The 19,292-nt window shown below is 57.7% G+C and carries 21 protein-coding genes; 11 read left to right on the top strand and 10 right to left on the bottom strand.

Features of this window, described 5'->3' with window-relative positions; all coding sequences use genetic code 11:
- Window positions 1-217: 217 nt before the first annotated feature.
- Together FFB58_RS17990 and FFB58_RS17985 are read left to right on the top strand one after the other, a co-directional pair.
- Window positions 218-595, top strand: coding sequence for a hypothetical protein (locus tag FFB58_RS17990; RefSeq protein WP_286172800.1), 378 nt, complete (start codon window positions 218-220; stop codon window positions 593-595).
- A gap of 189 nt (window positions 596-784) precedes the next feature.
- Window positions 785-1,345 carry an Ail/Lom family outer membrane beta-barrel protein gene (locus FFB58_RS17985; RefSeq protein WP_138370598.1) on the top strand — a complete coding sequence of 187 codons (561 nt, stop codon included), beginning with the start codon at window positions 785-787 and terminating at the stop codon, window positions 1,343-1,345.
- 8 nt (window positions 1,346-1,353) lie between these two features.
- Here FFB58_RS17985 and FFB58_RS17980 read toward each other — a convergent pair whose 3' ends face one another.
- Window positions 1,354-2,265: a LysR family transcriptional regulator gene (locus FFB58_RS17980; protein WP_138370597.1), complete on the bottom strand. Its 912-nt coding sequence runs from the start codon at window positions 2,263-2,265 to the stop codon at window positions 1,354-1,356.
- Window positions 2,266-2,363: 98 nt separating this feature from the next.
- Between FFB58_RS17980 and FFB58_RS17975 the strand changes: the two genes are divergently transcribed.
- Window positions 2,364-2,966 (top strand): short chain dehydrogenase, encoded by a 603-nt coding sequence (locus FFB58_RS17975; protein WP_138370596.1) that lies wholly within the window; start codon window positions 2,364-2,366, stop codon window positions 2,964-2,966.
- Window positions 2,967-3,380: 414 nt separating this feature from the next.
- Here FFB58_RS17975 and FFB58_RS17970 read toward each other — a convergent pair whose 3' ends face one another.
- The 6 genes from FFB58_RS17970 to FFB58_RS17945 all read right to left on the bottom strand — a co-directional run bounded on the left by FFB58_RS17970 (window position 3,381) and on the right by FFB58_RS17945 (window position 11,088).
- Window positions 3,381-4,769, bottom strand: coding sequence for an amidohydrolase family protein (locus FFB58_RS17970; protein ID WP_138370595.1), 1,389 nt, complete (start codon window positions 4,767-4,769; stop codon window positions 3,381-3,383).
- A 55-nt stretch (window positions 4,770-4,824) separates the two neighbouring features.
- Window positions 4,825-5,772 (bottom strand): carbamate kinase family protein, encoded by a 948-nt coding sequence (locus tag FFB58_RS17965; protein ID WP_039030014.1) that lies wholly within the window; start codon window positions 5,770-5,772, stop codon window positions 4,825-4,827.
- A 91-nt stretch (window positions 5,773-5,863) separates the two neighbouring features.
- Window positions 5,864-7,408: a xanthine permease gene (locus FFB58_RS17960; protein ID WP_138370594.1), complete on the bottom strand. Its 1,545-nt coding sequence runs from the start codon at window positions 7,406-7,408 to the stop codon at window positions 5,864-5,866.
- A gap of 11 nt (window positions 7,409-7,419) precedes the next feature.
- On the bottom strand, window positions 7,420-8,835 hold the full coding sequence (locus tag FFB58_RS17955; protein ID WP_171029971.1) for a DUF1116 domain-containing protein: 1,416 nt from the start codon (window positions 8,833-8,835) through the stop codon (window positions 7,420-7,422).
- Complete coding sequence (gene fdrA / locus FFB58_RS17950) at window positions 8,835-10,376, bottom strand: acyl-CoA synthetase FdrA (protein WP_138370592.1); 1,542 nt, start codon at window positions 10,374-10,376, stop codon at window positions 8,835-8,837. Before fdrA ends, FFB58_RS17955 begins: the two co-directional genes overlap by 1 nt.
- A gap of 106 nt (window positions 10,377-10,482) precedes the next feature.
- Entirely contained in the window at window positions 10,483-11,088 is a 606-nt protein-coding gene (locus tag FFB58_RS17945; protein ID WP_138370591.1) for an ankyrin repeat domain-containing protein, read from the bottom strand.
- 319 nt (window positions 11,089-11,407) lie between these two features.
- Between FFB58_RS17945 and FFB58_RS17940 the strand changes: the two genes are divergently transcribed.
- The gene (locus tag FFB58_RS17940; protein WP_138370590.1) at window positions 11,408-12,337 is read left to right on the top strand and encodes a LysR substrate-binding domain-containing protein; all 930 of its coding nucleotides are present in this window, start codon (window positions 11,408-11,410) and stop codon (window positions 12,335-12,337) included.
- Here the strand turns inward: FFB58_RS17940 and FFB58_RS17935 are convergent.
- Window positions 12,334-12,492 (bottom strand): YqaE/Pmp3 family membrane protein, encoded by a 159-nt coding sequence (locus FFB58_RS17935; RefSeq protein WP_039030008.1) that lies wholly within the window; start codon window positions 12,490-12,492, stop codon window positions 12,334-12,336. The two genes, FFB58_RS17940 and FFB58_RS17935, sit on opposite strands and share 4 nt — an antisense overlap.
- Window positions 12,493-12,713: 221 nt before the next feature.
- Between FFB58_RS17935 and FFB58_RS17930 the strand changes: the two genes are divergently transcribed.
- Window positions 12,714-12,893, top strand: coding sequence for a hypothetical protein (locus tag FFB58_RS17930; RefSeq protein ID WP_039030007.1), 180 nt, complete (start codon window positions 12,714-12,716; stop codon window positions 12,891-12,893).
- Between the two features lie 45 nt (window positions 12,894-12,938).
- Here FFB58_RS17930 and stpA read toward each other — a convergent pair whose 3' ends face one another.
- Entirely contained in the window at window positions 12,939-13,343 is a 405-nt protein-coding gene (gene stpA, locus FFB58_RS17925) for a DNA-binding protein StpA (protein ID WP_039030006.1), read from the bottom strand.
- A 629-nt stretch (window positions 13,344-13,972) separates the two neighbouring features.
- Between stpA and alaE the strand changes: the two genes are divergently transcribed.
- The gene (gene alaE, locus FFB58_RS17920; protein ID WP_039030005.1) at window positions 13,973-14,422 is read left to right on the top strand and encodes an L-alanine exporter AlaE; all 450 of its coding nucleotides are present in this window, start codon (window positions 13,973-13,975) and stop codon (window positions 14,420-14,422) included.
- A gap of 32 nt (window positions 14,423-14,454) precedes the next feature.
- Here alaE and FFB58_RS17915 read toward each other — a convergent pair whose 3' ends face one another.
- Window positions 14,455-14,799, bottom strand: coding sequence for a DUF2002 family protein (locus FFB58_RS17915; protein ID WP_039030004.1), 345 nt, complete (start codon window positions 14,797-14,799; stop codon window positions 14,455-14,457).
- A 161-nt stretch (window positions 14,800-14,960) separates the two neighbouring features.
- Here FFB58_RS17915 and FFB58_RS17910 point away from each other — a divergent pair, with 161 nt between their 5' ends.
- The 5 genes from FFB58_RS17910 (at window position 14,961) to nrdF (ending at window position 19,268) form a co-directional block, all read left to right on the top strand.
- On the top strand, window positions 14,961-15,287 hold the full coding sequence (locus FFB58_RS17910; protein WP_039030003.1) for a DUF883 family protein: 327 nt from the start codon (window positions 14,961-14,963) through the stop codon (window positions 15,285-15,287).
- Window positions 15,288-15,514: 227 nt separating this feature from the next.
- Window positions 15,515-15,775 carry a glutaredoxin-like protein NrdH gene (nrdH, locus tag FFB58_RS17905; protein ID WP_138370589.1) on the top strand — a complete coding sequence of 87 codons (261 nt, stop codon included), beginning with the start codon at window positions 15,515-15,517 and terminating at the stop codon, window positions 15,773-15,775.
- Window positions 15,772-16,182: a class Ib ribonucleoside-diphosphate reductase assembly flavoprotein NrdI gene (gene nrdI, locus FFB58_RS17900; protein ID WP_039030001.1), complete on the top strand. Its 411-nt coding sequence runs from the start codon at window positions 15,772-15,774 to the stop codon at window positions 16,180-16,182. The genes nrdH and nrdI overlap by 4 nt, the downstream gene beginning before the upstream one ends.
- Window positions 16,155-18,299, top strand: a complete 2,145-nt coding sequence (nrdE, locus tag FFB58_RS17895; protein WP_138370588.1) for a class 1b ribonucleoside-diphosphate reductase subunit alpha — start codon at window positions 16,155-16,157, stop codon at window positions 18,297-18,299. Before nrdI ends, nrdE begins: the two co-directional genes overlap by 28 nt.
- Before the next feature lie 9 nt (window positions 18,300-18,308).
- Complete coding sequence (gene nrdF / locus FFB58_RS17890) at window positions 18,309-19,268, top strand: class 1b ribonucleoside-diphosphate reductase subunit beta (protein ID WP_138370587.1); 960 nt, start codon at window positions 18,309-18,311, stop codon at window positions 19,266-19,268.
- The last annotated feature ends 24 nt before the right edge of the window (window positions 19,269-19,292 follow it).

Raw genomic sequence — 19,292 nt, 5'->3', positions numbered from 1 at the left:
CCATATTAAAAATTAGTATCTTAGGAATACCTACGGGGATAGTGTTCTGGATTTTTGGGATCCGTTAAGACCATGAAGAGCCAGCTGATGATACGGATTAACAAATGAAACCGCTCATTGCTGGCCTTGTCTTTTTACTGAATGGCTGCGTGGTTGCCGATATGGACTCTACCAATCACACCGCTTTTCCCTACTTCTGAACGTTTCAGAAGCCTGCATGGAAAATAAAGGATACCTTCGCACTAAATTAATGGAAAAACAAATGGAAGAATTAGACCACCTGCATAATCAAATAGCGAAAACATTAGTTGATGCCGGTCCTGCTGACGCGAAGAAAATCATTGCACGCGCAAAATTAGCGCTGGATGGGCAGTCATGTGAGTATGAATATGATTATGTTGATCAACAGGATAATGAAAATTGGTTCATTCCGGATAAGTTAGTCAGTTACCAACTGAGACTCTTGTTAGTTACGATGCGGAATTATTATATGCAAAATAATATGACCAATGGCAATGCACCATGGACAGGTTGCGAAATGATCGTTGAAATACCCGCAGAGAAAATCATCATCAACCTTAAATATGAGGAGTAATTGAGTTTCCCTACCAATATAGGTGAGGCAAATTCCAGGACTATTCCGGCCTTTAAGATTAATCCCTATTTCATCGTCCGCTAAAAAACCCAACAATTTTATCGCTTTATTCGCAGTGGAATATCTTCGGTCTCACGAAAGAATATATCCAATAAAACACACAAAAAATGGCGACAAGGATTACGGAAAGTGAAAAAAATAACTCTGGCGGTACTGGTTGCGGCAAGTCTGGCAAGTGGCGCTGCGCTGGCAGATAATCACACGGTCTCGGTAGGTTATGCGCAGAGTAAAGTCGAAGACTTTAAAAATATCCGCGGCGTGAACGTGCAGTATCGCTACGAGTGGGATTCCCCGCTCAGCCTGATGGGTTCATTTACCTATATGAGCGGGGATCAGGACGAGCATTATTATCTGTTCTCTGACTCCGTTAAAAACCACGTCGATGTGAAATATTACTCCCTGCTGGCAGGCCCGGCGTATCGCATTAATGATTTCGTTTCCCTGTACGCGCTGGGCGGTGTGGCTCGCGTGAAAGCCGACGGCCACACCACCTGGGTGAACGGCGGTGACAACTACACCCAGCGCGACGGCATCGATGAGAAATCCACCTCCTTCGCCTACGGCGCGGGCGTGCAGTTTAACCCAACGCCTGAGCTGGCAATCCACGTTGGTTACGAAGGCACCACGGCCGACCTGGGCGATGATTACGGGATCAACGGCTGGAACCTGGGCGTGGGTTACCGTTTTTAACCCTCACCCTAACCCTCTCCCTGGAAGGGAGAGGGGACAGTCTGTGCATGCTTCATGATGTGGGCGATAAATTGGGTCAACTTCGGCAACGGGCGTAAATCCTGACGCCACAAAAGATGCACCGGTCGGGGCTGTGGTGTGTAATTTTCTAAAACCCGTATCAACCGACCACTCGCCAGTTCGTCCGCCACCAGCACCTCCGGTTGTAACAATAACCCAGCCCCGGCAATCGCCGCCATTCGCAGCCCGTATCCGTCGTTACAGCGCAAAATCGCGTCGCGCTTCCAGCGCACCTCCCCTTCCATGCCCGGCAGTCGCCACTCATTGCGCGCGGTCCAGACGGTGTGGGACAGACAGAGGTGATCCACCAGATCACTCGGCGTTTGCGGCGTGCCGTGGCGGGCTAAATAGTCCGGCGCGGCGCAGATCACCATCCGGTACGGGCAGAGGTATTTCGCCACCAGATCGTCGTTATGGATGTCGCCAATGCGGATCGCCAGGTCTACCCCCTCCTCCACCAGATCCACCATCCGGTTGGTCAGATCCAGCTCGACGCGCACCTCCGGGAAGCGCTGCAAAAAAGTGGCGGTCAGCGGGGCGATCACGCATCCGCCGAACGACGTGGGCGCGGTCACCCGCAGCGTGCCCGCAGGCGCCGTACGTAATCGCTCCACCGCGCTTTCGGCGATGGCGACCTGCTCCAGCGCCCGCTTCGCCTCGTCAAAGTAGACCCGCCCGGCATCGGTGAGGCTCTGGCGGCGGGTGTTGCGCTCCAGCAAACGGGTGCCGAGCTGGCTCTCCAGCTGGGCGATGGACTTGCCCACCATCACCGCCGAAACCGACAGCCGCGCAGCGGCACCGGTAAAGCTGCCGCTCTCCACTACCGCGATAAAGGTCTCCATGCCGCGAAACTTATCCATATTACAAACCTCTGGTTAGTGATGTTCTAACTTTAGCCCAGTTTATCCGGCTGCAGGTTTGTTAAACAATGAGGACTCACAACATGAAGGAGTCGGCTATGAAAATCGTCATTATTGGTGCCAGCGGTACGGTGGGTCGCGCAGTCACAGAGGAGTTGAGTCGTCGTCATGAAGTCATTCGCGTGGGTCGCACTAAAGGCGACGAGCAGGTGGATATCACCTCCCAGGCCAGCGTCCAGGCGCTGTTCGAAAAGATCGGTCCGGTGGATGCCATTGTCTCCGCCAGCGGCGGGCTGCATTTTGGCCCACTCTCTACCATGACCGATGGCGAGTTTAACCAGGGGCTACAGGACAAGCTGCTGGGCCAGGTGCGGCTGGCGCTCACCGGCCAGCACTACCTGAACGAAGGCGGGTCGATCACCTTAATCAGCGGCATCGTTGCCCACGAGCCTATTGCCCAGGGGGTGAACGCCACCACGGTGAACGCCGCGCTGGAAGGGTTTGTCCGCGCCGCCGCCTGCGAGCTGCCGCGCGGGATCCGCATCAACCTGATTAGCCCGACGGTACTGACCGAATCCGCTGAAGCCTATGATGGTTTCTTCCCGGGCTTCGAAAGCGTGCCCGCTGCTAGCGTGGCGCTCGCCTATCGCCGCAGCGTCGAAGGGGTGCAGAGCGGGCGGGTGTATAAGGTGGGGTATTGAGTCGCTTGTGGTTGCCGGGGGCGCTTCGCTTGCCCGGCCTACAAAGGCTGCCGCGATGACGTAATTAATGGAAATTAATATGTTACAGCCACGCCCTGGTCCGGCTGTAAATCGCTGAGGCGTTTCCTGAAGGCCGGGACGAGGCGCATGGATGCGCCGAGAGGGCGTGACCTGCATGGATGCAGGATCGCGCCCGATCCGAAGCCGGAAGGAATAAGCCGAAGGTATCGCGTAGCGACGATTTTCTTGCCGGGAGCCCGGGTTGCCAGGGCGGCGGCGATTGAGCCGCCATGGCACGTTCACCGGTTCGGTCATTTCAGAGTAGCAAGGAAGGTAAAGTGAACGGAACCACCACAGGTGCCAGTATGTTCCCCCTCACCCTAACCCTCAAGGGAGAGGGGATCGTCCGAGTCCTCAACCCACCGTACCCCACACCAGATTCCCGTTATGGAAAGTTGCGGTGCGCGGGGAGATGCGCGCCACCGCTTCGGCGGAGCAGGAGGCATCCACCAGCACAAAGCTGGCGGCATCCTGCGCTTTCGGCCAAACGCGCTCGCCGTTGTCGTTCAGCGGCAGCACGTCACCGGTGGCGATACCCAGCGCGCGCGACAGCGTCTGCTCGTTCGGGCGGATGTAGAGCTGGGCGTAAAGGTTGGCTTTTTCCAGCATGTCGCCGAGGCCATACGGCGACCAGTGGTCGATCACGCTGTCGGTGCCGGTCATGACAAATACGCCCTTATCGCGCAGCTGTTTGAGCGGCATATGCAGGGTGCCAATCGGCACCGTGGAGGCGATAGTCACCTGCTGCGCCGCCATGCGGATGGCGATCTCGTCCACCTGCTGCTCGTTCATCGTCGCCAGGGCAAAGGCGTGGCTGATGGTCAGCTTGCCCTTCAACGCCGGGGTTTTCTCCACGGTCTGCACCATGTAGTTCACCGCCGCCACGCCCGCCGGGCTGGTTTCGTGCAGGTGAATGTCCACCCCTTTGTCGTAATCCAGCGCAATCTGGAACATGGTGTCGAGAGATTTCTCCATAGCGCCATCGACGCTGGTCGGATCCAGGCCGCCGACGTAGTGCGCCCCGGCCTGCATTGCCTCGCGCATCAGCTTTTCAGAACTGGAGAGCAGTAAACCGTGCTGCGGGAAGGCCACGATCTCGCAGTCGAAACCTGCGCGTCGCCGCGCCAGCACCGCCTGTAAATTTTCCAGATTTTTCAGCCCGGAGACCGGTTCGATATTGCAGTGGCTGCGGGCGATGGTGGAGCCCTTCGACTGGATAAGATCAATCAGCTTTTCCGCCCGCTCCTGGGTGTAGGGCTGTAACTCCGGGAGCAGCTTTTGCTCCAGGCGGATCATGTCCTGAATGGTGGTCCCCGCCGGACGATTGAGCGAACGCCACGGGCCGCCGTAGAAGGTTTTATCCAGATGGATGTGCATGTCGCGCATCGCCGGAAGCAGCAGTTTGCCGCCGGCATCGTAGTGCGGCAGGGTGGCGTCGGCGTGGCTTTTATTGTCGAGCAGCGCGGCGATCTTGCCGTCCTTGATCTCCAGCGTTTTCAGCTCGGTACGGGTGCTGACGGCCACGTTGCCGTCAAAGTTAAACCCGGCCTCCAGCAGCACGTTGTCCAGATAGTAGTGAGTCGCGGTGATGTTCATCGGTTTGCCGGTCTCGCAGGTCGGTTTTGCTGTGTCAGCAGCATACGCGACGGAGCCGGTCGCGCCAAACAACGCGCAGGCGGTGGCAGCGGTGGCGATTTTGCCGCTCTGGCTGAGAAACTCCCGGCGGCTTTTATTCTCTGTCATTGTCTCTTCCTTTTACTCAAGTATTCGTACCCGACGGGCTGGAAGCCCGCCGGGGTTAGGCCACGATGTGTGTCCCGGTTTCCCCGCGCAGCGCGGCGGGCAGGCAGTCCGGCGAGGTGATGATCACCCGCTTGCCGCCGTGGCGCAGGAATTCCAGGCTGGCATCAATTTTCGGCAGCATGCTGCCCGCCGGGAAGTGGCCCTCTTCCCTGTAGCGCGTCATCTGCGCCACGTTGACCGTCTCCAGCGCCTGCTGGTTCGGCTTGCCGAAGTTAATGCACACTTTCTCCACCCCGGTGGTGATCACCAGCACGTCGGCGCGGATCTCCCGGGCCAGCAGTGCGGTGGAGAGATCTTTGTCGATCACCGCGTCCACGCTCTGGTAGTCGCCCCCGGCAGTGCGCACCACCGGAATGCCGCCACCGCCCGCACCGATCACCACAAAGCCTTTTTGCGTCAGGGCCTTGATGGCATCGGCTTCGACAATGCGTACCGGCTGCGGCGAGGCCACCACCCGGCGGTAGCCGCGCCCGGAATCCTCGACGAAGTGCCAGTCGGGATGCGCCAGTTGCAGCTCGTCCCGCTGGGCCTCGCTGAAGAACGCCCCAATGGGTTTGGTGGGATGGGTAAAGCCGGGGTCGTTTTTATCCACCTCCACCTGCGTGACCACCGTCACCGCCTTTTGCTCGCCGCGGGCGGCAAGACGGTTATTCAGCGCCTGCTGGATCAGATAGCCGATGCCGCCCTGGGTATCGGCCACGCAGTTTGCCAGCGGGGTGAGCGGCAGCCCTTCCCGCTCGTGCGCAATCTCGGCCCGGCGCAGATCCAGCCCCACCTGGGGGCCGTTGCCGTGGGTGAGGACGATGTCATAGTCCGAGGCCAGCATCTCCAGCACCGACTCCGCGACCGCTTTTACCGCCTGGGCCTGATGTTCAATCGACTGGCTGGCGTTATCTTTGATAATGCTGTTGCCGCCGATGGCAACGACCATGAGTTCTTTCATGTGTTTTCCTTTGGGAAAAGTGCGGTCTGGGCCCCTCACCCCGGCCCTCTCCCCATAGGGGAGAGGGAGAGGGAGGTGGTGAGGGGACAAATCAGGCTTCAGAGATCGGCGTAGCGGCTCGCGCCTCTTCCCGGCTGTCCAGGACATGCTTCACCACAAACATGCCGCTCATCATCAGGTAGGCCAGCACAAAGGTCAGCGAGCTGCCTTCCGCGAAGCCCACTACCGGGGCGTGGATCACCCCGAACAGCGCCAGCAGCGCGCCGACGGCGGCGGCAACGGCTCCGCGCAGCGGTTTGTTGACGATGGCGAAGATGGCGATACAGCCCCACAGCATGCTGGCGAGCGGCGCGCCGTTCCCCAGATGCATCAGCCCTTCGTAGTAAATCCCTTTGCTGTGCAGGACGTCGGTGCCGATCTTCGCCGCGCTGGTTCCCGCCGCCCCCATCACGCTGTTCATCATGGTCAGCGCCCAGTTGGCGATCCACGGGAACAGACAGATAAAGATGACGGGCACCTCCACCTTGGGCGTTTCCCTCACCACCTGGTTGGCGGTGACCACGCCGATAAAGACCAGAATCGGCACGATGGCGGTCATCGGGATGATGGCGAGCATAAAGGCCCCCAGCCCGAACAGCGGCACGATAAACATGGTGACGCCGGACGCCAGGGTGTAACCGATGCTTGCCCCCATCGCTTTCCAGCCCGCGTGGCCGACGTAGACCGTCACCGGGAACGGGTTGCCCATCAGGCAGCCGAGCATCGAGGAGAGACCGTTAGCCAGCATCACCTTGCGGGTTGGGTACTCGTCCCCCGCCGCGTGGGCGCTTTCGATGTTCTCGAGGTCAAAGATGTAGTTCGCCAGTCCCAGCGGGACGGCAGAGGCCAGGTACGGCAGCGCGTGCGGCAGACCCTGCATAAAGCTGTCGATATGCACTTCCGGCGGGTTAAAGCCGAAGGAGGACATCGAGGCCTTGATCGCTTCCGGGCTTTGCAGGCCGGAGATCCACGCCAGGGCGGTACCGGCGATCAGCAGCAGCAGGCCGGTAGGGATGCGGGCGAAGATCGGCTTTTTGCCAAACCAGTTGATGAAGATCAGCAGCAGCACGATGAAGGAGACCGTCGGCGCTTCGAACGCCTGCAGCATCGGGTTCATCGCCAGCAGCAGCAGGCCCAGACCGGACAGGCACGACAGCAGCACGGTACGCGGGATCATCTTGCGGATGGTTTCCCCTAAAAACGAACCGCCCGCGAGGATCATCGCCTCCACGAAGCACCACACCAGGCCAATCTGGATGGCAAAGTCGGCGTCGCCGGTCTGCTGATAAACCGGCATCAGCACCAGAAAGGTAACGGTGAAAATCGACGGCGCGCTGGGCCCCGACGGTAGCGCGGTGACGTCGCTACGCCCGGTCTGGCGCGCCATTTGTAAACCGAACCACGCGTAGCAGATGCTCGCCACCAGTACCGCCAGCCCGAAGGCTGGCGCAATACGTCCATAAACAATCTCTTTCGGGATGCCGACGACAAAAATGAGCAGCCCCATCATGGTCAGCAGGTTCGTCAGGTTGTTGGTCATCAACCCGAAGTACGCCGCCCAGTCACCTCTTTTCCACTCCAGTTTCATGCTTTTCATGGATGCTTACCTTATAAGAAGTAGCGATCGCGGAAGGTCAACAGCGCCTTTTCAAAACAGCTAAACGGCGGGTGAACGATGCCCGCCCCAATCATGCCGATGCCCGCATCTTTGTGGGCGATGGCGGTGTTGATCACCGGCAGGATGCCGCTGCCCGCGACTCTGGTGATGTCGATGGCGGTCGGGATCCCCATAAACGAGAGCAGCGGAATGGTGACGTTCGGGTTTTCGCCCAGGGTTATCTCGCGCATCTGGCGGGAGAAGTCGATGGCTTCTTCCACCGTGCCGCCCACCAGGGCCACAATCGCCGGGGCCGTCGCCATGGCAAAGCCGCCGATGCCGTAGGTTTCGGTGATGGCGCTGTCGCCGATATCCAGGCCGGAGTCCTCCGGCTTGTAGCCCGCGAACATCGGGCCAATCACCTGCTGCGCCGGGCCGGTGAACCACTGCCCCGGCATGCCGGAGACGCGCAGGCCAAACTCGTAGCCGTTACGCGCCATGGTGGTGACCACGGTGCTGTACTCGATGCCGTGGGCGGCATCCAGCGCGGCTTTACACATTGCCATCCACGTCGGGCCGGAGAAGTAGTCGCTGCTGGCGACAAACTCAAACACCTGGCGCTGCTGCTCCACCGGGTAGCCAGCCTGGATCAGCCCCGGCGTCAGGGCCTGAATCAGCAGCGTGGTGCCCGCGTTGTTGCGGTTGTGACACTCGTCGCCCATGTGTAGGGCCTGAGCCAGCATCAGGCGCAGGTCGATTTCGCCGATGATTTTCATCGCATCGCGCAGCATCGGGCCGAGCACGTCGCGCATCCAGTTCAGACGGTCGATGACGCTCTGGTCGTTGGCCCCCATGCGCAGAATCTTCGCCATCTGCTCGCTGAGGTTGGTGAAGGCGCGGTTGCCGTAGGTTTTGTTCTCGACGATATGCATAAACATCGACGCCGAAGTGACCCCCGCCATCGAGCCCACGCAGTCATGCTCGTGGCACGGCGAGAAGGTGATTTCCCCGGAGGCCGCCAGCCGCGCCGCGTCTTCCAGATCGGTTGCCAGCCCTTCAAACACCAGCGCCCCGGTCACCGCCCCTTTCATCGCCCCGCACATGTTCTCCCAGGCCACCGGCGGACCGGCGTGCAGGATGGTGGTGCGGGTCATGCCCGGTACGACGTTGATCGCCTGATCGAAGCCCACCAGCACCGGGTGGGACTGAATAATGCGCTCCAGGGCGAGTTTGTTGGCGGCGGCAATTTTCTCTGCCAGCGGTTTATCCGCCAGCTGATCCAGCGCCTCCACCACCTGCATATTGCCCTGCCCCGGCGGGGTCCAGTCGAGATGGGTAACCGGGACGTGCTGCTTCTTCAGATCGTCGCTGAACATCGCGATACCCACGTTAATGACGTTCAGCGGCTGGTTAAATAAGGTGGTCATCAGGCTTTCTCTCCTTTGAAGACAAATTCACGTGCCAGTAATCCGGTGTTGGTGCTGCTGCTGGCCCAGATCACGCCCGCGTCGGTCAGGAGCTGGCACTGCTGGCTCAGGGATGGGGTATCCTGGTCGGTGCCGAGCACGTAGCCGAGGATCTCCAGCGGGCGGTTATCGGCTTTGGCGATCGCCTGCGCCTCCTTGATCGCCTCGATCATCACCCCTACCGGATCCTCGTGGGATCCGAAGCCGAGGACGAAATCCATCACGATCACGCCCACTTCTGGATCGCGCGCCTCCTGCAGCAGGCGGCTGATGCGGTTGGTCGGGTCGATCATCGGGTGCGGCTTGCCGTTGGTGAAGTCGTCATCGCCAAAGTCGAGGAAGGTGTGGGCCTGGCTGACGTTGATATCCGCAAGGCGCCTGGCCGGATCCGGCTGGATGTTGCTGTAGACGTCATCGTATTTTTCCAGCGCGGCGAACATCGCTTCGTCGCACAGGGTGCCGCCGCAGAACAGGCCGCGAATGTACTTCTGCTGCGGGGTCAGGCGGGCGCGCACCTCTTCGATCAGCGGCCAGTTGAGGGGATGCAGATCCAGCGACTCTTTTTTGATCCCGGTAAGCAGAACCGCTTTCAGCGCCGCCTCTTTGGTGCCGCGGGCAAACTGCAGCCCCTCTTCATCGGCCGGGGGTTGGTTGCGGCCGAGGAAACAAACAATGACCGGTTTGCGGCAGGCGCGGGCGCGGGCCAGCACTTTCTCGGCCACCGCAGGCGCAGGGGGTTTTGAGATGAGCGCGATGACCTGGGTGGCGTCGTCCGCCTCCAGCATCGCGATGGCATCGAGCATCATCAGGCCGCCGATCTTTTCGCTGAGATCGCGACCGCCGGTGCCGATCAGCTGGGAGATGCCGCCGCCGAACTCGTGGATGCGTGCGCTCAGCTCCTGGCTACCGGTGCCGGAGGCACCCACAATCCCAATCGGGCCGCGGCGCACCGCGTTGGCGAAGCACAGCCCGGCGCCGTTAATAATGGCGGTGCCGCAGTCCGGCCCCATCATCAGCAGCCCTTTCTCGTGAGCCAGTTGTTTCAGCGCCAGTTCGTCGTCGAGGGAGACGTTATCCGAGAACAGCATCACGTTAAGATCGTTCTCCAGCGCCTGACGCGCCTCGCGGGCGGCGAAGGTGCCGTTGACCGAGATCACCGCCATATTACTCTCCGGGCGATGGGTTTTAGCGCTGGCGAGGGTGGCGTAGCGCGATTCGTGTGAGCCTGCGCTCTCTTTGCGGGTGAACAGCGCCTCGATGGCGGCCAGGGTTTCGTCGTTCGCGGCCTCGCCTTTAATGACGATCATCAGGTCGCCGTTTTTAGCGTCCTCTAATTCCGGCGTCAGCAGGCCGAGATTTTTTAAGACGCCTTTATTCATTTCGGTGGCCATCGCCACGAAAGCCTGCTCGACGCCGGGCAGCTTATTGGCTTTGGTGGAAACCGACATCAGCGAAACAGAATCAAAATACGTGTTCTTTTTTATGACGATTTTAGTGGGCATTACGTCCTCCTGAATGCGGGCAAAAGGGGGCCATATCACGCCCGAAGGCATGATGGGGAAAGGCTATTTTTATTTCAGGCCAGCGCGAAACGGCTGGCCACAGGGTTTACGCGCCGGCGGCGATCAGCAGGTCGGCAATGTCGCTGAAGCCTTTTTCCCGCGCCAGTTCGAGGGGGGATTTGCCGTATTTGTCGGTCATGTGCGGGTTGGCGCCGTGGTCGAGCAGCAGCTTAATAATCGCCTGCTGGCGAGGGCCGCCGTCGTTTAACACAATGGCTTCCAGCAGCGGCGTCCAGCCAACAAAGTTGGTGTGGTTGACGTTGATGTCGGTGTGGGCCAGCAGCTCCTGCACCACCTCCAGATGGCCTTTCTCGCTGGCCGGGGTGATCCCCACGCCGCCAAAACGGGTCAGCCTGTCGAGGTCCGGTTTGGCTGGCAGCACCAGGCGCAGCAGGGTGATATCGTTGGTGAGGCAGCTAATCAGGAACGGGTTGAAACAGGTCTCATCCTGCTGGTCGATATTGGCGCCGGCGGCAATCAGCAGCTCCACGCAGGAATAGTGTTTATTCAGGCTGGCGATAATAACGGCGGTTCTTTTCTGCCGGTTGGTGGCGTTAATATCCACCCCTTTCTCCAGACAGGCTTTTAACGCGTCGGCATTACCCTGTTCGGCAGCTAACAGAAATTCGGTAACGAGTTCATTGTTGGACATTTCCACACTCCTGGTTTTCCTTTCTGATGGACTGAGCATAGCAACGGCCTGGTCAGAAAAGAATCCGCTTAAAAATGATTCATCGACAGGCAATTCATTGTTGAGATAAATTTAACAGTCCGGTCAAAATGTGCGTCTGTGCAATCTTTTCCTTATGTTTTGCCGCTATTTAGCCTCGCAGGCTGCATTCTGCTTATGTTTACGCAGACCTTGTCCGACGCGGCTCCCAGCTATTTGGCAGAACTGTGATCGGCTTCAAATGCGTTGTAACCACTTTGTTAAAATATGTTCAAAACTGATGGGTGCCGGGAGCGATAATATGAATTCCATCTTTACCGAAGAGAACCTGCTGGCGTTCACCACTGCGGCACGCTTTGGCAGCTTCAGCAAGGCCGCCACCGAGCTGGGGGTGACCACCTCGGCCATCAGCTACACCATCAAGCGCATGGAGACCGGCCTCGACGTGGTGCTGTTTGTGCGCAACACCCGCAGCATCGAGCTCACCGAGTCGGGCTTCTACTTCTACCGTAAAGCGATCGATCTGCTGAACGATTTCCACGCCATTAAGCGTGGGATAGATACCATCTCTCAGGGGATCGAAACGCGGGTGCGGATCTGCATCAACCAGTTGCTCTACACCCCGCGCCACACCGCCCGCCTGCTGCAGGTGCTGAAGAAACAGTTTCCCACCTGCCAGATTACGGTGACCACCGAGGTGTATAACGGGGTCTGGGATTCGATCATCAATAACCAGGCGAATATCGCCATTGGCGCGCCTGATACCCTGCTGGATGGCGGCGGGATCGATTACACCGAGATTGGCGCTATTCGCTGGGTGTTCGCCATCGCCCCGGATCATCCCCTGGCGCTGGCCCCGGAGCCGCTGGCCGAAAGCCAGCTGCGTCTGTATCCCAACATCATGGTCGAAGACACGGCGCACACCATTAATAAGAAAGTGGGCTGGCTGCTGCACGGCCAGGAGGCGATCCTGGTCCCGGATTTTAATACCAAGTGCCAGTGCCAGATCCTGGGGGAAGGGATCGGTTTTTTACCGGAGCATATGGCCAGAGAGGCCGTAGAGGCGGGGTTGCTGGTGACGCGGCGCATCAATAACCCGCGCCAGGACTCGCGCATGCTGCTCGCCACGCAGCATGCGGCAACCGGCCTGGTCACCCGCTGGATCAAACAGCAGTTTGCGCCCCAGGGGGTGCTGACCGGGATCTACAGCGATTTGCTGTGGCGGGATTAGCCGCGGCTCTGCACCCAGAACGCGTGGATAAGACCGGGGATGTAGCCCAGCAGCGTCAGGATGACGTTGAGGATAAACGCCCAGCCAAACCCTTTGCCCAGCAGGACGCCAAGCGGGGGAAGCAGGATAGTAATTACGATACGCCAGAAACCCATAAATTCTCCATACAAGCAATCAGGTCATTGTAAAAAAAGAGATTTTCTCTTTAAGCGTAGCGAGTCTACGCACGGCTGCCAGCGCTGGCGCGAAGTTTTACCCTCTTTTACCCTCTTGACACAGGTTTAGGCAGACGATTAAGGGGTATTCCCCCTGCAACCCTGTACCGCGGCCTGCGCCTGGGCTAAGCTCGGAGCTTATCCATCATAAGGAGGTAACTATGTTTTCTGTTGGCGATCTGGTTCAGCCGCGCATGGGCGGACCAAAACTTAAAGTGATCGAAGTGCATGAAGATCAGATTGTGGCGGTGCAGGCAAGCAACGAAGACGGGGATAAATACACCCTGAAGGCAGCGGATGTGACGCTGTATAAAGAAGATGGCGATTTTGGCGTCTGCTGAGAGCAGCCGCTACCGGGCGGAATAACGCCGCCCGGTCTGCACGGATTAAATCAGGAAATCATCCAGCGATTTTCCCTCTGCCAGTGCAGTGGCGATTGGCTTCGGCGTACGACCCTGGCCGGTCCAGGTTTTTTCGCTGCCGTCGGCATCGGTATAGCGATATTTTGCGGCACGCGGTTTACGTTTTTTAGGCTGCGCGCTGGTGTTCAGCAGCTCAGAGCCCAACAGGTCTTCAGCAGAAATACCGTCGGCTTTCATCATTTCCAGCAGGGCGCTAATTTTCTGCTGCTGTTCGGCACGCTCCTGCTCCAGTTCAGACTGTTCATTACGTTTTTCTTCTGTGACGATGCGCAGCTTTTCCAGCATATCTTCCAGTACGTCCAGTGAGAATTCACGCGCCATCGCACGGAGTGTACGAATATTATTAAGATTCTGTAATGTCGAAGTCATATAATATGAAAACCTTTTCAAAGTCGTTTAAATAATCAATTCCCGGCCATGGTAATTCATTTGTTTATGAACATCCAGACGAAACCGCACGAAAATATAATACAGGTCAAAGGTGGGGGAATTAACAATATATAATGACGATTATTTTCACTTTGTATGATTTATTCATAATAAGCGTTTAAGCATTATTTATTTTTACTGTGATATAACCGCCGCCTGAGGCAGTTCCCCTCTCACCCCACAATGAATACCCATTCATATAACCTGCATAGAACACAACAACCCAATCCAGAGCATTACGCTGGATAACATCCATTTAGCAACATAACCCGCAACAAAATCGCCGCATTCTGCTCACCGGAAGGCAGGTCATGCGGTGCGCGATAAAAATAAAACTTAACTACTTGTTTATTAACATAAAAAATGACAAACAAAAAGAAAATAACGCAATGCTGGTCAAACCGGTTCGTTTAGAGAATTTTACGGACAAAACGCCAGTAAATAAAAATTTATCGCTAATTGAGAGTTTTAATGCAGAGCGATACGCTATACACGAAAAATAAAGCAAACTAAAGCACTATTCAGAAGCGCTTTAGCCTCTTCATCGTATCATCTTCAGGAGTCAGAACATGTTCTCACGGCAGTCTCGCCTGCGCCACGCTGTAGCGGACACATTTGCAATGGTGGTCTACTGTTCGGTGGTGAACATGCTGATTGAAATATTCCTCTCCGGAATGACCTTCGAGCAATCACTTTCCTCGCGCCTGGTGGCCGTCCCGGTGAACATTCTTATTGCATGGCCGTACGGTTTCTACCGTGATGCGGTGATGCGTTTTGCCCGCCGCTACTCATCCACCGGCTGGATGAAAAATCTGGCCGACGTGGTGGCGTACGTCACTTTTCAGTCACCGGTATATGTCGCGATTTTATTAACGGTGGGGGCTGACTGGCACCAGATCGCCGCTGCGGTAAGCTCAAATATTGTGGTGTCGATGATGATGGGCGCGGTGTACGGCTATTTCCTCGATTACTGCCGACGTCTGTTTAAAGTGAGCCAGTACCATCAGGTCAAGGCGTAAGGCACGGCGACTGGCGAAAGCCAGTCGCGTCGTTATTGCGAGTCGCCAAACAGGCCTTTAAGAAAGCGTTCCAGCGCCATGCGGGAACTGAATCCATGCGGAATACCATAATGTTCCTGATTATTGCCCCCTAAATAGAGCGGGAACTGCTGGTAATGGTCGCTGGTTTTCATCTCTGAAGCAGGCTCCGCGAAGGAAAGACTTCTCTCTTTCAACGTCGGATGAATGATCAGCGCAGTGCGCCCCATGCGGGCTTCACGGTTCACATAAACATAATTATCGCCGCGACGATAACCGTATGCTTTTTGTGTTACCACATCCACGGTAAATCCCGCTTTTTCCAGTTCGCGCGCAACCTCATCGGGTCGTAAATACATATTCTTTCCTCGTTATCATTTCCTGCCGGGCAACCTTACCGTATTCAGCATTAGCAGTGCTTTCAGAAAAATCCATAAACGGCCTGATAAGCCGTGACCGGCTTCAGATATTAAAAAGGTGGTCTAAACTGTTAATTACCGCAAATTCAAGGGAGAACTTTATGTTTAGCCGATCAAACCGAAATGACGTTGATGACAATGTTCAGGATATCCAAGACGATGTGAGGAAATTAGCGGATTCGCTGGAAAGCGTTTTGAAATCCTGGGGATCGGATGCGAAGGGCGAAGCGGACGACGCCAGACGTAAGGCCAAATCGCTGCTGCGAGAAACCCGTGCGCGCCTCCAGGGCCGCTCTACCGGCAAGCAGGCCGCCTGCGATGCCATCGGCTGCGCTAACACCTTTATCCGTGAACGCCCGATGTGTGCAGTAGGTACCGTTGCGGCGGTCAGCATCTTCATCGGCGCGCTGCTCGCTCTGCGTAAGTAACGCCCGTCTCTGACCTGTCCCCTGTGACCCCAATGCCCTGCGGTGTTGGGGTTTTTCTTTTTTAAGCCCATAGCAATCCCTCTCCCGTTGAGCTCATCACCGGCAGCAAACCCATCTGATTTTCCCATATCTTGTGTGGTTGAAACTTTAGATAACTACATCTAGTATTCCTTTTAGCAAGACAGACTCCTGGTGACGCGTTGAATCGCGTCGGACACCTATTCTAAATGGAAATACGAATCATGCGCATTATTATTTACACTCGTAACGACTGTGTGCAGTGCCATGCCACCAAACGCGCCATGGAGAGCCGCGGTGTGAGCTTCGAAATGGTGAATGTAGACCTGGAGCCGGACGCGGCAGAGACGCTGCGTAACCTGGGGTTCCGCCAGCTTCCCGTGGTGATCGCCGGGGAGACCAGCTGGTCGGGGTTTCGTCCGGACCTGATTAATCGTCTGCAACAGCCTGCGCAGGCCGTCCGGGCATGAGCCTGCTCGTCTACTTCTCCAGCAGCTCGGAAAACACGCACCGCTTTATCGGGCGCCTCGGGCTGCCCGCCGTGCGTATTCCGCTGAACGAGCGGGAGCGGATCCAGGTGGACGAGCCTTTTATTCTGGTGGTGCCGAGCTATGGCGGCGGCGGTACGGCCGGGGCGGTACCGCGCCAGGCGATCCGCTTTCTCAACGACCCGCATAACCGGGCGCTTATCCGCGGGGTGATCGCCGCCGGCAACCGTAATTTCGGCGATGCCTTCTGCCGCGCCGGGGATGTCATCTCACAAAAGTGCGGCGTGCCGTACCTCTATCGCTTTGAGCTGATGGGGACGGAGCAGGACGTCGACAACGTGCGTAAAGGAGTGAACGAATTTTGGCAACGACAACCGCAGAACGCGTGATGCAGGGCTCGCAGGATTTCCATGCCCTGAACGCCATGCTGAACCTGTATGATGCTGACGGGAAGATCCAGTTCAGCAAAGACGGTGAGGCGGTGGACGCCTTTTTTAACGCCCACGTGCGCCCCAACAGCGTGACCTTCGCCAGCCCGCAGGCGCGTCTCGACTACCTGGTCAGCGAGGGCTACTACGACCCTCGCGTGCTGGCGCGCTTCGACAGCAGCTTTGTGCTGGGTCTTTTTGACCACGCCCACGCCAGCGGTTTTCGTTTCCAGACCTTCCTCGGCGCGTGGAAGTTTTACACCAGCTATACGCTGAAAACCTTCGACGGGAAGCGCTATCTCGAGAGCTTCGAGGATCGGGTGGTGATGGTCGCCCTGACCCTGGCTCAGGGGGATGAAACCCTGGCCCGCCAGCTGACGGACGAGATCCTCGCCGGGCGTTTTCAGCCCGCCACGCCCACCTTCCTCAACTGCGGCAAGGCGCAGCGCGGGGAGCTGGTCTCCTGCTTCCTGCTGCGCATTGAAGACAACATGGAGTCGATTGGCCGGGCGGTGAACTCCGCCCTGCAACTCTCCAAGCGCGGCGGCGGGGTGGCCTTTTTACTCTCGAACCTGCGGGAAGCGGGCGCGCCCATCAAGCGCATCGAGAACCAGTCCTCAGGGGTGATCCCGGTGATGAAGATGCTGGAAGATGCCTTCTCCTATGCCAACCAGCTCGGGGCGCGTCAGGGGGCGGGAGCGGTTTATCTCCATGCCCATCACCCGGATATCCTGCGCTTCCTCGATACCAAACGCGAAAACGCCGACGAAAAAATCCGCATCAAAACCCTTTCTCTGGGGGTAGTGATCCCGGATATCACCTTCCGGCTGGCAAAAGAGAACGCCGAGATGGCGCTGTTCTCGCCTTATGACGTGGAGCGCATCTACGGCAAGCCGTTTGGTGATGTGGCGGTGAGCGAACTGTACGACGAGATGGTGGCGGATACGCGGATCCGTAAAAAATACCTGAATGCCCGCGACTTCTTCCAGCGGCTGGCCGAGATCCAGTTTGAGTCCGGCTATCCTTACATCATGTATGAGGACACGGTGAATCGCGCCAACCCCATAGCCGGGCGCATCAACATGAGCAACCTGTGCTCGGAGATTTTGCAGGTCAACAGCCCCTCGACCTATGACGAGAACCTGGACTACGCCCGCACCGGGCATGATATCTCCTGCAATCTGGGCTCGCTGAATATCGCCCACACCATGGACTCGCCGGACTTTGGCCGCACCGTTGAAACCGCGGTGCGCGGCCTGTCGGCGGTATCGGACATGAGCCACATTCGCAGCGTGCCGTCGGTGGAGGCGGGGAATGCCGCCTCCCACGCCATCGGCCTCGGGCAGATGAACCTGCACGGCTATCTGGCCCGGGAGGGCATTGCCTACGGCAGCCCGGAGGGGCTGGACTTCACCAACCTCTACTTCTACACCATCACCTGGCACGCCCTGAATACCTCGATGATGCTGGCGCGGGAAAAGGGGCAGCGCTTTGCGGGCTTTGAGCAGTCCCGCTATGCCAGCGGAGAGTACTTTACCCAGTACCTTCGCGACGACTGGCAGCCGAAAACGGAAAAAGTGCGCGCGCTGTTTGCCCGCGCCGGGGTCAACCTGCCGACGCGGGGGATGTGGCAGCAGCTGCGCGACGACGTGATGCGCTACGGCATCTATAACCAGAATCTGCAGGCGGTGCCGCCGACCGGGTCGATCTCCTACATCAATCATGCCACCTCGAGCATTCACCCTATTGTGTCGAAGATTGAGATCCGCAAAGAGGGCAAAACCGGGCGCGTCTACTACCCTGCCCCCTTTATGACCAACGAGAATCTGGCCCTGTATCAGGACGCCTATGACATCGGCCCGGAGAAGATTATCGATACCTACGCCGAGGCGACAAAACATGTCGATCAGGGGCTGTCGCTGACGCTGTTCTTCCCGGATACCGCCACCACCCGCGACATCAACAAAGCGCAGATCTACGCCTGGAAGAAAGGGATCAAGACTTTGTATTACATTCGCCTGCGCCAGCTTGCGCTGGAAGGCACCGAAACAGAAGGCTGCGTGTCCTGCGCGCTGTAAGGAGAGAGCATGAAACTGTCACGGGTGCACGCCGTTAACTGGAACAAAATTGAAGATGATAAAGATCTGGAGGTGTGGAACCGCCTGACCAGCAACTTCTGGCTGCCGGAAAAGGTGCCGCTGTCGAACGACGTTCCGGCGTGGGAGACGCTAAGCCACGCCGAGCAGCAGCTCACCATCCGCGTTTTTACCGGCCTGACGCTGCTCGACACGGTGCAGAATACGGTGGGCGCGCCTGCGCTTATCGCCGACGCGCTGACGCCCCACGAAGAGGCGGTCATGTCGAACATCAGCTTTATGGAGGCGGTGCATGCCCGCTCCTACAGCTCTATTTTCTCGACCCTCTGTCAGACCAAAGACGTGGACGCCGCGTACCGCTGGAGCGAAGAGAGCGACTCTCTGCAACGTAAAGCCCAGCGGGTGCTGGAACATTATCGCGCCGATGAGCCGCTGAAGAAGAAAATTGCCAGCGTGTTTCTGGAGTCGTTCCTCTTCTATTCCGGCTTCTGGCTGCCGATGTACTGGTCCAGCCGGGGCAAGCTAACCAACACCGCGGATCTGATTCGGCTGATCATCCGTGATGAAGCGGTACATGGCTACTATATTGGCTATAAGTATCAGAAAGGACTGGAGAAAGTCAGCGATACTGAGCGCGAGGGGTTAAAGGGTTTTGCGCTGGATCTGCTGATGGATCTGTACGACAACGAGCTGAGCTATACCGACGAACTGTACGCCGGAACCGGCTGGGAGGAGGACGTGAAGGCGTTCCTCTGCTACAACGCCAACAAGGCGCTGATGAACCTCGGTTACGAGGCGCTGTTCCCGCCGGAAATGGCCCAGGTGAACCCGGCGATCCTTGCCGCGCTCTCGCCGAATGCCGACGAAAACCACGACTTTTTCTCGGGGTCGGGTTCGTCGTATGTGATGGGCAAAGCGGTAGAAACTGAAGACGAAGACTGGGATTTTTAAGCGAAATATAACGATCGTTAATTT

This window comes from Enterobacter sp. MF024 (assembly GCF_005843915.1).
GTDB lineage: Bacteria > Pseudomonadota > Gammaproteobacteria > Enterobacterales > Enterobacteriaceae > Enterobacter > Enterobacter barmai.
This window is presented reverse-complemented; position numbering and strand designations above follow the sequence as displayed.